This is a genomic window from Mucilaginibacter sp. PAMB04168 (assembly GCF_039634365.2).
GTDB lineage: Bacteria > Bacteroidota > Bacteroidia > Sphingobacteriales > Sphingobacteriaceae > Mucilaginibacter.
In genome coordinates, this window is record NZ_CP155079.2 from 4123255 (window position 1) to 4138628 (window position 15374).

The 15374-nt window shown below is 43.3% G+C and carries 12 protein-coding genes; 5 read left to right on the top strand and 7 right to left on the bottom strand.

Features of this window, described 5'->3' with window-relative positions; genetic code table 11:
* Positions 1-17: 17 nt before the first annotated feature.
* From ABDD94_RS17480 to ABDD94_RS17500, 5 genes are all read right to left on the bottom strand, one after another.
* Positions 18-1478, bottom strand: coding sequence for a TolC family protein (locus ABDD94_RS17480; protein WP_345950808.1), 1461 nt, complete (start codon positions 1476-1478; stop codon positions 18-20).
* Positions 1479-1499: 21 nt separating this feature from the next.
* A complete protein-coding gene (locus ABDD94_RS17485) occupies positions 1500-2879 on the bottom strand; it encodes a biotin/lipoyl-binding protein (protein WP_345953328.1) in 1380 nt (459 codons plus the stop codon).
* Positions 2872-3876, bottom strand: coding sequence for an ABC transporter ATP-binding protein (locus ABDD94_RS17490; protein ID WP_345953329.1), 1005 nt, complete (start codon positions 3874-3876; stop codon positions 2872-2874). Before ABDD94_RS17490 ends, ABDD94_RS17485 begins: the two co-directional genes overlap by 8 nt.
* 310 nt (positions 3877-4186) lie before the next feature.
* Positions 4187-5788 (bottom strand): SulP family inorganic anion transporter, encoded by a 1602-nt coding sequence (locus tag ABDD94_RS17495; protein ID WP_345953330.1) that lies wholly within the window; start codon positions 5786-5788, stop codon positions 4187-4189.
* 63 nt (positions 5789-5851) lie between these two features.
* A complete protein-coding gene (locus tag ABDD94_RS17500; protein WP_345953331.1) occupies positions 5852-6157 on the bottom strand; it encodes a hypothetical protein in 306 nt (101 codons plus the stop codon).
* Between the two features lie 131 nt (positions 6158-6288).
* Between ABDD94_RS17500 and ABDD94_RS17505 the strand changes: the two genes are divergently transcribed.
* From ABDD94_RS17505 to ABDD94_RS17520, 4 genes are all read left to right on the top strand, one after another.
* Positions 6289-6705 carry a GNAT family N-acetyltransferase gene (locus tag ABDD94_RS17505; protein ID WP_345953333.1) on the top strand — a complete coding sequence of 139 codons (417 nt, stop codon included), beginning with the start codon at positions 6289-6291 and terminating at the stop codon, positions 6703-6705.
* A gap of 201 nt (positions 6706-6906) precedes the next feature.
* On the top strand, positions 6907-8025 hold the full coding sequence (locus ABDD94_RS17510) for a M42 family metallopeptidase (RefSeq protein WP_345953334.1): 1119 nt from the start codon (positions 6907-6909) through the stop codon (positions 8023-8025).
* Between the two features lie 79 nt (positions 8026-8104).
* Positions 8105-9001 (top strand): sugar phosphate nucleotidyltransferase, encoded by an 897-nt coding sequence (locus ABDD94_RS17515; RefSeq protein ID WP_345953335.1) that lies wholly within the window; start codon positions 8105-8107, stop codon positions 8999-9001.
* A gap of 158 nt (positions 9002-9159) precedes the next feature.
* Complete coding sequence (locus tag ABDD94_RS17520) at positions 9160-9885, top strand: C40 family peptidase (RefSeq protein WP_345953336.1); 726 nt, start codon at positions 9160-9162, stop codon at positions 9883-9885.
* A 9-nt stretch (positions 9886-9894) separates the two neighbouring features.
* Here the strand turns inward: ABDD94_RS17520 and ABDD94_RS17525 are convergent, their stop codons facing one another.
* Positions 9895-11376, bottom strand: coding sequence for a gluconokinase (locus ABDD94_RS17525; protein ID WP_345953337.1), 1482 nt, complete (start codon positions 11374-11376; stop codon positions 9895-9897).
* Between the two features lie 209 nt (positions 11377-11585).
* Here ABDD94_RS17525 and ABDD94_RS17530 point away from each other — a divergent pair, with 209 nt between their 5' ends.
* Entirely contained in the window at positions 11586-13847 is a 2262-nt protein-coding gene (locus ABDD94_RS17530) for a glycoside hydrolase family 31 protein (RefSeq protein ID WP_345953338.1), read from the top strand.
* Between the two features lie 191 nt (positions 13848-14038).
* Here the strand turns inward: ABDD94_RS17530 and ABDD94_RS17535 are convergent, their stop codons facing one another.
* Complete coding sequence (locus ABDD94_RS17535; protein WP_345953339.1) at positions 14039-15049, bottom strand: glutamine synthetase beta-grasp domain-containing protein; 1011 nt, start codon at positions 15047-15049, stop codon at positions 14039-14041.
* Between the last annotated feature and the right edge of the window lie 325 nt (positions 15050-15374).

The following is a 15374-nucleotide window of genomic DNA, read 5'->3' on the forward strand; positions in this document are numbered from 1 at the left end:
TCCAGCCACATTAACAACTAAAGCATCTGGCGCGTTCCTGCCTTATAGTAAAGCTCGGCCAAGGTTTTCTGATAACCCGAGATCATACTTTCCAGTTTGATCCGCATATCAATTAATTTAGTTTCACGGCTGTTAATTAAAAAAAGCGTGCTCTCGCCAAGTTCAAACTTTTGGTTTTCACCCTGCAACAGTAAACTCTGGTTTTTAACGCTCTGCAATTGTACCGCTAATTGTGATTCATAGGCCTGCAAATCGTTATACGCTGTGCGGATATTATTGTTGATCTCGCGCCCGGATTGCTGCAGGTCGAAATCTAATTCCTGTTGCTTAATTTTCACCTCCCGGAGCTTACCCCTTTCGGCCCGCAAAAATAACGGAAAAGAAAAATCAAGACCTATTTTATGGTTATTCCAATTAAAATCATAATAATCGGGTACATAACTATTCAGCGATCTGCGGCTGGATATCAGGGTTCCGCTAACATTAATCTTTGGTTTAAGCAACTCCTGCCGGTACGCCTGTTCAATGGCCAGCTGGCCTCGTTTTGAACGGAGCTTGACCAGCTCAGGGTGTTGTACGGCGGCCTGGGCCACCAGTGTATCCAAAACAACTTTATTTACATGCTGTACGTTCCCATCTAACACCTGCGGTACGGCATCTTGGGGCAGTTCCAGCGGATTACCTTGCTCATTCCACAAATGGTTAGAAAGTATCAAACGGGCGTTGGCCAATTCAATCTTATTCTTTTCAAACTGAATGAGCCGCTCTTGTACCGTAACATAAGCCTCTACCGAATCAATGGGAGCCTTATCGCCAATTTGGGTTTGAGCGCTTACCGCTTTAAACCGTCGTTGCGCTAGTTCAACCCCTTCTTGGGTCAGCATTAATTGCCGGTATGCATAGTACCAGCTCCAATAATCTTTAGCTATGGCATACCACGTACTGTTTATCTGCTTCACCCTTTCGGCTTCCGCGTACTGTACCATTATTTTTGCCTGCCTTAAGGTACTGCGCCTGGCATCGATCAGGAGACCCTGGCCGAGCGGAATTGACAAGCCAACACCTGTTAAGCCCGACAGGCTGGTACGGGTTTCGGGGTTGGTATAATAACCTACGTTACGGTCATACCCTACTTTCAGGTCGGCACCGGCCAGCCAAAGCGGCACTTTAAGCTCGCTGTTCCAGTGGTTATAATAATCGGTACCGCCAAAAAGCTTACGGCCAAAAGTAGCCTTTATGTTAGGATCAAAATATCCCAAAGATTGTAACACGTTTGCCCTTGCGGCATCTGTCAAAAGCGCAGCCTGTTTTATGATGGGATGGTACCTAAACGCCATCATTTGCAAATCATCAAGCGCAAATATTTTATTGGTATCAATAGTTTGCCTGTTTTGGGCACTAACTGCCATTGAATGTAGCAATAACAGCAGCGGCAGTAACAGAGCAATCATATGAGTTCTTACTTTCAGTATCTTCATATTCTCTTCTGTCAGATGCTACTAACTTTTCTTTTCTTTTTCTTTATCCTTGCTACCGGTATCAGGTTCCTTTTCCAGGCTGGGCGGGAAACCGTTAAGCTGCCGCCATATTTCATACCATACCGGTACCGAACGTAATATTACACGGCCGTACACGCCCGATCCCTGACGCAATTGCGGCGGCCAGGGCTCATCTTTGGTTGGAACCGGGTTAGCTTGCTTTATTAATAAGCGATACTTACCACCCGAGCTGCTTACCTTATCAATAGAAAAGACCTTGCCGGCAAACGTCCCTACCGCAACCGATGGCCAGCCCGAAAACTGGATTGATGGCCAGCCCTCAAACTGAAGCCTTACATCGCTGGTATCCAGTATAAGCGGAACATCCATTGCGCTTACATAAATTTCGGCAGCCACTTGTGGTGATTTAGGCTGCAGGGTGGCTATAGATTCGCCTTCCTTAATATTTTCGCCTAAACCTGCTTTTAAAGTTTTTACCACAAACCCGCTTTGCGGCGCCCGTACCACGTACAAGTTACGCCTGATAGATATGTTGGCAATATCATTACGCAGTTTGGCAATCTCACCCTGCACACTGGCACGGCCAGATATGGCCGAACCCAGGTCAGACTGGGCTTTAGCCAGCGTTTCCTGATATTTGGCGCGGATATTATCCAGATCAATACGTGCGTTGATTAAATTTTGCTTGGAATTATTGAGCTTATTTTGCTGACTGATCACTTTAGCTTTATCTTCCTGAAGTTTGAGCCTTCTCGACTCAATATCAGTAAGCGAAAACAAACCGGTTTTGTAACCCGCTTCATAACGCTTAAGCCGTACCTGGCTGATGTCGTAAAAATTTTGAACAGCCACTAAATCAGCGCTGTCAATGTCAACATAGTTTTTAGCCTGCCTTACTTTATTTTCGGCCGCACTTAACTGAAAGCGTAAGCCGTTGGTAAGGGCCGCAATCTGCGCATTGCCTGCCTCTATTTTCTGAACTGCGGCTACTTCGCTTCCACGTTTAGCAGTTAGCTGCTCATTTAACCTTTCGGGCAATTCCGGATCAAAATACGACTGACTGGTTTCTGATAACACAAGTATAGTGTCACCTTTCTTTACTTCCTGTCCTTCGCTAACCGCCCAGCGCTCAATACGGCCCCCAATTTGGTTTTGCACCGTCTGCGGCCGGTCTTGCGGCCGCAAGGCTGTTACAGTACCCCTGCCGGGTATGGTTTGCCGCCAGGGCAACATTAAAATAATGATAAAGAGGATTAGTACGGCAATAAGTATGCGGCCCAGCAAACGCGCGCCTTTGGCCGGCATTAACTTTTGAACCGATTTTTCGGATAGCTGCTCCCAGTTTTCCATTACCTCAGTAATATTCTGTTTTTTACTCATGGCTCAAGTCTCCTTCCTGTAACTCTAAATCAGTTACTATAGCCAGCTTTTCGCTACCGGTAACCATGTCAAATACAGTGTTCATATTGGTCATAAGCTTTTCTATCGCATAGCTAATCTGAACAACAATAACTTCTGCTGCCACGAACTGGCCAAATGACATTTCGCGCGTTACCACAAAGTAAGACCCCAGTAATAGCAGTCCACCCATGAGGATAGTGCGTATGGCAACCGCACTTACAAAAAAGCGTTTCAAGATAGCAAAGTGATCGTTACGGGCTTGCAGGTAGTTGGCGGTAATTTCGTCAGTCGTTTCAACAACTTCCCGCCGCTTCTCAGCGCTATGGCGGTAAGGGTCTAAATCGGCAGCTACTTCTTCAAGATAAGCAACAACCTCATATTTATATTCAGATTCTTCCATACTGGTTTCAACACCCGACTTGAAATACAACCATAGTATTAAGATCACAAACAGTATAACAACGATACCAAATGCGATAAAAAACGGGTGATAAAAAGACAGTAGTATAGCACTAAAAAAGATCTGAACTGCAGCTGCAACAATTTCAACCAGCAACTTGGTTAACCCCTTTTGAATGGTAAGTATATCAAAAAATCGGTTTACCAATTCGGACGGATTCTCATCAGCCAATGCTTGTTTTTTAATGCGTGGCAGCCTATAGGCAAACTCAAGTGCAGTTTTGGCAAATATCTTTTGCTCAATTACTTCAACCAGTGATAACTGGCCGATGAGGAGCAACCCGCCAATAATTATGCCCACCAGGATGACGGCTATGAGGAGGTAAGTAGAACTGTATAATGCGCCGTTTGATAACAAATTGAATACGGCAGTAGTACCTAAAGGCAATGTAAGGCCTATGAGGCCTATAAGCATTGCGTAAATAAATATGTAGTTAATGGTTGAACGCTCGTAGTGCAAAATACGCACAAGCCTTTGCCACGGTGTAAGTATTTCCTTGTGATGATGTTTCTTCATTATTAAAAATTGGAGAACAGTAATCCGGTTTTTTGATTCTTTAAGTTTGGCTTTACCCACTTAACCAACCGTGCTGTTTGGGAACAAAGCGCTGTAACGACGTTAACGGCAAATGGTAAATGTTACAACTACTAAATGAGCTTCAACTAACACCGTTGCATGTTGGTAGAGCCGTGTATCCGGATGTACTTATTATTTTATTATTTGGATATAAGCAATAGTTTATGCTTTGTCATTCAATATATTAGTTTCTGTGCTTGCTTTTCCAGGTAGATGAAAAGAGAGCTGACTTACCAAAGAGTTACAGTGATTATACTGGTTGTTTGTACTTTAATTCCTTAAATGCAGGTACATCATACCTGTCTTTTATCTCATAAAGTTCTACTATGATACCTTTGGTAAAGGCGTTGTGCTTATAATTATGAATGATCTCCAACACGTCAACATCAATATAACGTGAGTTGGAACCATCAATAACCACATGCGACTCGGCCGGCAGGCTGGTTAGCGTTACTTGTATAGCGGCCTTATTTAAAAAGGACACTTCTTCGGCCAGTTTGATACGAATTACCTCTTTGTCTTCCTTGCAATCAATTTGGTAAAAGTAAGGGTTACGCAAATTGGTACGCAGTATATAGAATATACCTACCAGCATGCCTATGCCTACACCAATCAGCAAATCGGTTAGCAGTACGGCCACAATGGTAACCACAAAGGGGATGAACTGGCTCCATCCTTTGTGCCACATATGCTTAAATAAAGCTATACGAGCCAACTTGTAACCTGTTACCAGCAGTATAGCCGCTAAACACGATAGTGGTATCAAATTAATAAGCGTAGGTATAAACAGGAATGACAACAGCAACCAAAAGCCGTGTAAAACAGCGCTGGTTTTGGTACGTGCACCGGCATTTACGTTAGCTGATGAACGCACGATAACGGCAGTCATGGGCAAACCGCCTAAAAGGCCACTCACAATGTTGCCCGCACCCTGTGCTATCAACTCGCGGTTAGTGGGAGATATACGCTTGATAGGGTCGATCTTATCCACAGCTTCTAAACTGAGCAGTGTTTCCAAACTGGCTATTACAGCAATGGTAAAGGCAGTAATCCAAACTTGCTTATTGGTTATCTCCGAAAAATTAGGCGACTTGAACAAGGAGAGGACAGATCCAACACCGTCCACAACGGGTATTTGTACAAACTGTTTATCGCGCAACGCAAAGCTGGTGCCGGCAAACAAAGTGCTTAGTAATACACCGGCCAGTACCACCAGCAGTGGCGCAGGTACAAGGGCTACCTTCTTAATTTTTGGCCAGTAAATCATCAACGCCAGCGATACCAGGCTAATGATCACAGCTCCATAATTAATTTTAGACACGGCACTCAATATACCCGAAAAGGTATTGTCCTTATCAACCTGCATAAAACCTTCATCACCTTCAAAATCTGCATCGTAACCTACTGCGTGCGGAAACTGTTTCAGTATCAGTATTAAACCGATAGCTGCCAGCATACCTTCAATTACTGCAGAGGGAAAGTAATTACCTATTGTGCCGGCTTTAATTACGCCCAGCAGTATTTGGAATACACCAGCTATCATTACACTTAGCAAAAAGGCCTCGTAAGAACCCAGTTTGCCAATTGCCGTTAACACAATAACCGTTAACCCTGCAGCCGGGCCTGCCACGCTCAGTTGTGAACCGCTGACCGTGCCAACTACTATGCCGCCAATAATACCGGTTAACAAACCGGCAAAAAGCGGTGCACCCGATGCCAGGGCAATACCCAAACATAGCGGTAAAGCCACCAGGAAAACGACAATACTTGCCGGAATATCCTTCTTTAAATTTTTAGACAAGAAATATTTTTGCAGATGCAAGCCATCTGCAGCCGACCCTTGTTGCGCCATGACAATTGTTGAAAAGCCTTATTAAATAAAGTACTATTACAAAGTAAACTAAGCCTGTAGGGCTTACGCTAATTTGCAGTCGGGAGGCGGTGTGGGTACCGAAGAGTGGTAAATTTGCTGATAAAGGCAGAGCTCGGGGTTGAGCGTTGTTAACGTGTTAATAATTAATGGCTCATGCACTATTTGAAAGGCGTACATGCAGTCTTCATCAAAAAACTTTTTTTCTTTGCTGCCTTCCTTATCAGGATCGTCTTTTTCGTTTTTACTTTCCTGTTCAAGCTGCATAATTACAGCACTAACAGTTTTGTTATTAAGCGATAAAAACGCAGGAGCTATAGATATGATCAACTTTGTAATAAAGATGGTCATAAATAGCAAGCAAACAAAAACTTTGTTAGTCCTGATTTTCATCAACTGCAATTATAGCTCTTTTTTGTCATAAAAATATCGCGATTTCCCTATAATTACAAAACCGTAACAATTGTTTAACCAAATTAAAATTGGATAATTTACTTATAGAACAAATAAGACCAGAATTAACCTGGAGGCTGCGTCGTGGTGCTTTATATCCTGAAGCGCCCCTGCATACCATGGAGATGGACGAAGATAATTACGGCTTGCACTTTGGCGCTTTTTACCCGGATAAGCTGGTTGGTGTGGTATCGCTTTTTCAAGATGGCACCGATTTCCAGTTCCGCAAGTTTGCGGTAGACCCACAACTACAGAATCAGGGCATTGGTTTGCAGCTGCTACAATACATCAGCCATTTTGCATTGGCCCAGGGTGGTGAACGCATTTGGTGCAATGCCCGTCTATCGGCTACAGGCTTTTATTCCAGAGCGGGCTTTGTTCAAACAGGCTATCCTTTTAATAAGAACGGCATCGAATATGTGGTAATGGAAAAACCGCTTATATAAAAAGAACCGGTTTGTCTCCACAAACCGGTTCCAGAAAACTATTAACTCCTGAAATTTTACTCATCACAAAACAACAGGTTACCTATTAAGTTTATATTAAACTACAAACAAATTTGAGCTTTCGTGGTACTACAAGTCCGGCAAACTCAATATCAGCAGCTTTATTATATTTGCTACCTGATAAACAAGTAAATACACATTATGTCTGAACAAGAAAACGATAATAAGCCTCAGCATGTAGCTGTCGTAAACGATACTTCCCTTTCATTTTTTGAGAAATATATAAACAACCCCTCGCCTACCGGCTTTGAGTGGAAAGGCCAGGTACTTTGGCTCGAATACCTGAAACCGTACATAGATACTTACTATGTAGACAACTACGGCACTGCTGTAGGTATCATTAACCCCGAAGCTGAATACAAAGTGGTAATTGAAGCACATGCCGATGAAATATCATGGTTTGTGAATTACATTACCAGCGATGGCTTGATTTACGTTATACGCAACGGCGGCTCCGACCACCAGATAGCGCCATCGAAACGGGTTAACATACATACTGACAAAGGCGTTGTAAAAGCTGTTTTTGGTTGGCCTGCTATACACACCCGCCAGGGCGGCGACAAAGAAGAAGCGCCCACGTTGAAAAACATATTCCTGGATTGCGGCTGCACTTCTATGGAAGAGGTTGAAGCTATGGGTATACATGTAGGTTGTGTTATAACTTATGAGGATGAGTTCTCGGTATTAAACAACCGCTACTACATGGGGCGTGCGCTGGATAACCGCGCTGGCGGCTTTATGATAGCTGAGGTAGCCCGCCTGTTGAAAGAAAATAACAAGACGCTACCCTTTGGTCTGTATATTGTAAATGCCGTGCAGGAAGAAATAGGCTTACGTGGCGCCGAAATGATTGCTCACAAAATTAAACCGCACGTAGCCATTGTAACCGATGTTACCCACGATACACAAACGCCAATGATTAACAAGATCACGCAGGGCGATCTGGCTTGTGGCCGTGGCCCGGTTATTTCTTATGCACCGGCTGTGCAAAACAACCTGAACAAGCTATTAATCGAGTCGGCTCAAAAAGCAGACATCCCGTTTCAGCGCCAGGCGTCATCACGTTCAACCGGTACAGATACGGATGCTTTTGCATACTCAAATGATGGTGTGCCTTCAGCGCTTATTTCGTTGCCTTTGCGTTACATGCATACAACAGTCGAAATGATACATAAAGAAGACGTAGACAACGTAATACGCCTCATTTATGAAACTTTATTAAATATTGAAGCCGGACAAGATTTCAGATATATTAAATAATTGTTATCCTTGTTCTAACTATAAACTTTAATTCACTTAAGTAAGCCTGTAAAGCTTATATTTATATTTTACAAACACTATGAAACCAACGTTATTAATATTGGCCGCAGGTATGGCCAGCCGTTATGGCAGCATGAAACAGGTTGATGGATTTGGCCCTAATGGCGAAACCATTATTGATTACTCCATTTATGACGCTATTAAAGCTGGCTTTGGTAAGGTGAGCTTTATCATCCGTGAGGAGTTTTTAGATTCATTCAAAGCCATATTTGAGCCAAAGCTTGCTGGCCGTATCGAGACTGATTATGTGTTTCAGAGTTATGATTTAACCCAGTTTGGCATCGATAAAACCATTGAGCGCGCCAAACCATGGGGTACTGCCCATGCTGTATTGGCTGCACGCAACCAGGTACACGAACCTTTTTGTGTTATTAACGCCGATGATTTTTATGGCTACGAGGCTTTTGAAAAAATGGCCCAGTTTTTAACCACTGAAGTTGCCGATGACAATTACTCGCTGATGGGTTACCAGATTGACAGAACTTTGTCTGACTATGGTTCAGTATCTCGCGGTGTTTGTAAAGTGGAAGACGGTTACATGGTTGAAATTAACGAACGTACCGAAGTTTACTTTAAAGACGGTGACGTATTTTACAAAGATGCAACGGGCGAGCATCCGCTACCTAATGATACCCGCGTATCGATGAACTTTTGGGGCTTTACGCCGGCTGTATTTAAACAAAGCGAAGAAATGTTTAAGCGCTTTGTTGACGCTAATGAAAACAACCCTAAAGCCGAATTTTTCATCCCGCTGGTGGCTGATGAATTGATTAAGTCGGGTACTGCACAGTTTAAAGTTATCCCTACCGGTAACAAATGGTTTGGCGTTACTTATAAAGAAGACAAGCCAATTGTACAGGAAAGCATTTCTGAACTGGTTAAAAACGGTACTTACCCGGAGCAACTTTGGTCGTAATTACCTTTTTGATATTAAACAAAAAAGTCCTGCCATTTGCGCAGGACTTTTTTGTTTAACCCAGGCGGGGTGTAACATTCTGGACCTGTTAACGTCTGATTAATTAACCAAAGGAAACTCAACCTTCTCCTTTGGTGCCTTACACAATTTTTCAGACCATGACCTTAAACTTTAAGTGCGTTATTGCGCTGTTGTTACTCATCACGTTATCTGACACTCAGGGCAGCGCACAAGGCTTATTCGGAAAACTAACTCAGAAAGCCAAACAAATAGGCGAAAGAGTATTAGACAAAGCAGTGGATGATGCTCTGAAAGGCAAGAAACAGCCAGAAACCAAATCGCCCACTACCAGTACCGGAGGAGAGAATGGTCCATCAGAGCCGGATAACACCGCCATTAGGGATACACCTGCGCCACTAGTTAATAATATGATTACAACCGACACGCTGATTACCAATACACATACGGTATACCATTTTAATACATCGACCTTAACACCTAAAGATTTTGTAGCCTATGCCTTAACGCTAAAAGGCACGCCCTATGTATATGGCTCCACCGATCCGGCTTACGGGTTGGATTGCTCGGGCTTTATTACCCATGTATTTAATCACTTCAATATACAGGTACCCCGGCGTACATTCGATTTTAAAAATGCAGAAAAGAAGGTATCTATCACTGAAGCCCGCCCGGGCGATATTTTACTGTTTACCGGTGCCGATGCCAGCAGCAGATTACCGGGCCACATGGGTATCATAACCACTAAGGGGAAAGATATACAGTTTGTGCATGCTTCATCCGGCCAGGCTAATGGCGTAACTACATCAATGCTGAGTTATAGCTATTTTAAATCGCGGTTGGTTGCCGTTGTTAGAGTTTTCTAAACAATCAACTTATTCAAAGCCATGCATCGACTCCTTCAAATCCTGGTAAACCTTGCGGAACTTGGAGAACGCCCGTAAATAGACGTCGTGGTTTTGCGGAATGCAGTCGGTGATAATGGTTTCATCAGTAGTTGGAATGGTTTTGCCCGGAAACAGTGCGTCCAGCGTAAGCAGTATGGCACCAATGGTAGAGGCATCCTCCTGTTGTATTACGCTTAACTTTTTACCGGTAATATCGGCAAGGGTTTGCACCCAGGTCTTTGAATTTACAAAGCCACCGCTAATGTTTAAGCGTTCAATAGTAATATTTGCCGTGCTTTCTAACGTCACAATAACATCGTTAAGCGCATAACAAATACCTTCCAGAGCCGCCCTTAAGAAGTGGTTTTGCGTATGCTGAGGCTTCACATTTAGGAATGCCCCGCTGCTCTGCGAATCCCAAATGGGTGCACGGTCGCCATACAGGTAAGGCAAAAACAGTAATCCATCGCTGCCGGCAGGTACCTCATCTATAGCTGCAAAAAGTAAATGATAACTATCTTCTTTAATGTCTTTCAGGTTCAAAAAATTACGAATCAGCCAGTCAACAGCTATACCCCCATTATTTACCGCTCCGCCACATACATAAGTATTCTCGTTAAGCAGGTAGTTAAACGTCATGGCCTTAAAATTATAGATGGGTGTTTTGCTGGTAATACGTACCGCACCACTGGTGCCAATAGTTAAGGCTGCAGTTATAGTATCGTTTATTTGGCTACCCAAATTAGCACAACAACCATCGCTTGCGCCTATTACGACAGGGGTTGATGCAGCTATGCTTAAAAGCGCTGCAGTTTGCTCATCTATATCTCTGCGGGTGTAGTTTGTATTAACCGGCTCAGATAATTGTGCCGGGGTTACACCTGCCAAGTTGCAGGCTTCTGTACTCCAGGTAAGACTTTTAATATCAAATAAACCGGTGGCAGAGGCAATAGAGTAATCTACCTCAAAGTGGTTAAATAGTTTATACCATATATATTCTTTAATGGAAATGAACTTAGCCGTTTTTTTAACCAATTCATTATCGTTTTCCCGCAGCCATATCAGCTTACACAACGGCGACATGGGATGAATAGGTGTACCGGTTTGCCGGTATAATTCTTCTGCCTGGGCAGACTCCCTGATGTTTTTAGCTATCGCCTCGCTCCGGGTATCGGCCCAGGTAATCATAGGGTGTAAGGCTTTGCCTCCTTTATCAACAGCTATAAGGCTGTGCATGGCACTGCTAAAGCCCATACCTTCCGGCTGATAGTTGAGCTGCTTTACCACATCGTTAACGCAGCTAACAAAAGCCTGCCATATCATTTCAGGATCCTGCTCACTATAGCCCTGCTGTGGGCTGCTTATATCATAATGATGCTGCGCAGAAGCCAGTACTGCACCATCAAAACTAAGGGCAACGGCTTTAGTACTGCCAGTACCTATATCAATCCCTAACAAATATGGTAACATGTGAAATTATTAACAGATCGAACTTTATTCTTTGAAACACTTACATCTCAATAATATTAAAAGTTCTTTTTATCACCTAAACGATGCCTAAAGATGACTTTTAAATGCCACAATTAGTAGAGATTGCTTTAAATAAATTTATTGCCAAACTACACAACTTTATTACTGTTGAATTTATGTCCAAATAGCAACACATCATCGCATACCGTATGAACTTTAAGATACTAGGCCCCGCTCAAAGCATTAACTCCAACAACAACCAGCTTGTCATTAAAACTGCAGAAGCTGAGGCACAGCTTACTATTTATAGCCCTTCTATCATCAGGGTGAAGGTTACACAGCAGCCCGATAATGCAGATGAATCCTTTGCTGTTATCCGGCAGCCTTTGTCTAACACGTTAACATACCAGGAGACAGAAGCAGAAATTACCCTGCAAACATCGGCGCTAACCGTTCGCATCAATAAGAGTTCGTTACGCTTTGCATTTTATACACCCGAAGGCCAATTGCTTAGTCGCGATGATGAGCGCTTTGGCATTGCATGGCAAAACAGCCAGGTAGTAAATTACCGGGAGCTTCAGCCTGATGAAAAGTTTATTGGCTTGGGCGAAAAAGTTGGCAACCTCAACCGCCGCGCCAGTTCGTATGTTAACTGGAATACCGATGCACCCGATTATGGTCCCAAAACAGATCCTATTTACGAAAGCTTCCCGTTTTTTATAGGCATACACAGCGGACGTACTTACGGGCTGTTTTTGGACAATACGCATAAGAGCTACTTTGATTTTGGCGCTTCTACCGATAATGAATTTATGTGGCTGGGGGCTGATGACGGCGACCTGAATTATTATTTTTTTGGGGCGCAAACCGTAGCCGGCATTATTGAAGATTACACCTGGTTAACCGGCCGCATGGAAATGCCACCGCTTTGGAGCCTGGGTTACCAGCAATGCCGCTGGAGTTACATGAGCGCTCAGGAAGTGCTGAATATAGCCGCCAAGTTCCGTGAGCGGAATATTCCTGCCGATGTAATGTATTGCGATATCGATTACATGGACGGCTACAAAATCTTTACCTGGAACCCTGACACATTTGCCGACCCCAAACAATTTTTGGAACAGTTAAAGGCAATGAACTTTAAACTGGTTACGATAGTAGACCCGGGTATTAAGGTTGAAAAAGGGTACCCACAATACGATGAAGGGGTTGATAAAGGGTACTTTGCCACCTACCCAAATGGCCAAAACTATGTTGGCGAAGTATGGCCGGGCCGTTGCCATTTTCCCGACTTTTTCAGGGAAGACGTGCGCGAGTGGTGGGGGGCCTCTTTCAATGCGCTTACCAAGCCCGGTGTTGACGGTTTTTGGAATGACATGAACGAGCCTGCCGTATGGAACCAAAATATGCCTTGGATTGTAAAATTTGGCGATAAGTTTATGCCCGAGGTACGTAACGTATATGGCATGCAAATGGCTCGTGCCACTTATGAGGGGACGCGTAAGCTGTTGAATAACAAACGCCCTTTTGTACTAACCCGTGCAGCCTATGCAGGCACACAACGATATTCTGCCGTGTGGACGGGTGACAACACGGCTAACGACGATCATATTCTGTTGGGCGTTCGGTTGGTAAACAGCCTGGGTGTAAGCGGTATGGCTAATGTAGGGGTTGATATTGGCGGCTTTAGCGGCAATCCAACGCCCGAAATGATGGTGCGCTGGAACAGCCTGGGCACTTATACGCCTATGTACCGCAACCACGCCATACAGGGGGCCGATTACCGCGAACCTTGGCAGTACGGATCTGAAAATGAAGCCTTAATTAAAAAGTCTATTGAAAGGCGCTATGAGTTACTACCCTACTTATATTCTGTTTTTTACACTGCTACGCAAACCGGCCTACCGGTTTGCCGCACGCTGGCAATTGATTATACGCACGACCAAGCTATATATTACGAAGATTACCAGAACCAGTTTATGTTTGGCGATAGCCTCCTGGTAGCGCCGGTTATAAGCACACAACTAACGGTAAAAGTATACCTCCCGCAGGGTAACTGGATAAGGCTTAGCACCGAAGAAAAACTTGAAGGCGGCCGCGAATATGTAGTAGATTCACCGCTTAATGACCTGCCCGTGTTTGTAAAAGCAGGCGCTATTATACCTATGCAGAGTGTAATCCAAAGCACGCAACACGCCGGCGATGGTATATTAAGAATACATGTTTACCAGGGAGATAAACCAACCAGCTTCGTTTATTATGAGGACGACGGCGATACTTATAATTATGAAAACGGTAGTCACCATAAACGCATTATTAACTTCGACCCGGCAGCAAAAACAATTACCTTATCAGCAGTAGAGGGTGGTTATACGTCAAAATTCCAACAGGTACAAGTGGTATTACACGGTTTTGATGGAAATGAAGTGAATAGCGTAGCCTGTACAAATGAGGAAATAGTAATACAATACTAGTTTAATATTCGTAGCTAAGACTGTCATTTCGAACGGATGCGAAAAATCCTTTCGGAATGATCAGATAAGCAAATCAGTTGCATGAGGTCTTACCCTGCTGTTTGAAATGACCTGTTTTTAAACGCCTGCCTGAAACAAAAAAGCCTCCCGACACTCGCTGTCAGGAGGCTTAGCTCAATTTACAATTTTTTTTATAATACTGCTGATTTAACAGTCTTGATGATACGTGCTGCTACTTTGTAAGGATCTGCCGCTGAGTTAGGACGACGATCTTCCAGGTAACCGCTCCAGCCTTTTTGTACAGTATACAAAGGGATACGGATAGAAGCGCCACGGTCAGATACACCATAGCTGTAATCATGTATTGATGCAGTTTCGTGTTTACCGGTTAAACGCAATTCGTTATCGGCACCGTAAACATCAATATGTTCTTTAACAACCGGACGGAAAGCTTCCAAAATCTTTTTGTAAGTTTCTTCGCTAGCGGCGGTACGTAAAGTAGTGTTTGAGAAGTTGGCATGCATACCTGAACCATTCCAATCTAAGGTACCCAATGGTTTACAATGCCAGTTGATTGACACTCCGTATTTCTCGCCAATTCTTTCTAATAAATAGCGGGCTACCCAAATCTGGTCACCTGCATCTTTTGCACCTTTAGAGAAAATCTGGAATTCCCATTGACCTGCAGCAACTTCAGCGTTGATACCTTCTACGTTCAAACCAGCCTCTAAACATACGTCTAAGTGCTCCTCAACAATATCGCGACCGAAAGCATTATTAGCGCCTACCGAACAGTAATAAGGGCCTTGCGGACCAGGATAACCACCTGCAGGGAAACCTAATGGTTTATTAGTTTGTGGATCCCATAAAAAGTACTCTTGCTCAAAGCCAAACCAAAAATCATTATCGTCATCCTCAATTAATGCACGGCCGTTTGATTCATGCGCGTTACCGTCTGAACTTAAAACTTCGCACATAACCAGGTAACCTTCTTTTCTTTGCGGATCAGGACAAATAAAAACAGGTTTCAAAATACAATCAGATGAACCACCTGGTGCCTGCTCGGTTGATGAACCGTCGAAGCTCCAGTTTGGGCAATCTTCTAATTTACCAGAAAAATCCTTTTCAATTTTTGTTTTGCTACGTAAACTTTGGGTTGGTTTGTAACCATCCAGCCAGATGTACTCTAATTTTGCTGCCATTTTTTGTAGGTTGTTTACTAATTAAGGGAAAGTCGCTTATTTTTTTACCTTGATTTATTAAATTGAAAGCTAATATAAAACTTTCCGTGCCAAATCTTTAAAAATTTTATCAATAAACAAACTTTATTTTAAAATATTTCTAAAAATCGGATTGAAAGTAAATTATTTAAAACACTTTGACCAAAAACTCAAATTTTCAAAAATTAATTATCTCTCAATTTAACATCGTATCTCTATAGGAAACATAGACTTTTACAGCCATCTGCATTGTTCAAAAAGTTGGCAAAATAAAAGCCCCCGACCTATTGGCCGGGGGCTTTACTAT

Coding starts and splice junctions, on each gene's coding strand:
- ABDD94_RS17500 (WP_345953331.1), bottom strand. CDS start 6,157: ATGACCATCTTTATTACAAAGTTGATCATATCTATAGCTCCTGCGTTT.
- ABDD94_RS17510 (WP_345953334.1), top strand. CDS start 6,907: ATGTCTGAACAAGAAAACGATAATAAGCCTCAGCATGTAGCTGTCGTA.
- ABDD94_RS17530 (WP_345953338.1), top strand. CDS start 11,586: ATGAACTTTAAGATACTAGGCCCCGCTCAAAGCATTAACTCCAACAAC.
- ABDD94_RS17515 (WP_345953335.1), top strand. CDS start 8,105: ATGAAACCAACGTTATTAATATTGGCCGCAGGTATGGCCAGCCGTTAT.
- ABDD94_RS17525 (WP_345953337.1), bottom strand. CDS start 11,376: ATGTTACCATATTTGTTAGGGATTGATATAGGTACTGGCAGTACTAAA.
- ABDD94_RS17495 (WP_345953330.1), bottom strand. CDS start 5,788: ATGGCGCAACAAGGGTCGGCTGCAGATGGCTTGCATCTGCAAAAATAT.
- ABDD94_RS17490 (WP_345953329.1), bottom strand. CDS start 3,876: ATGAAGAAACATCATCACAAGGAAATACTTACACCGTGGCAAAGGCTT.
- ABDD94_RS17480 (WP_345950808.1), bottom strand. CDS start 1,478: ATGAAGATACTGAAAGTAAGAACTCATATGATTGCTCTGTTACTGCCG.
- ABDD94_RS17520 (WP_345953336.1), top strand. CDS start 9,160: ATGACCTTAAACTTTAAGTGCGTTATTGCGCTGTTGTTACTCATCACG.
- ABDD94_RS17485 (WP_345953328.1), bottom strand. CDS start 2,879: ATGAGTAAAAAACAGAATATTACTGAGGTAATGGAAAACTGGGAGCAG.
- ABDD94_RS17535 (WP_345953339.1), bottom strand. CDS start 15,049: ATGGCAGCAAAATTAGAGTACATCTGGCTGGATGGTTACAAACCAACC.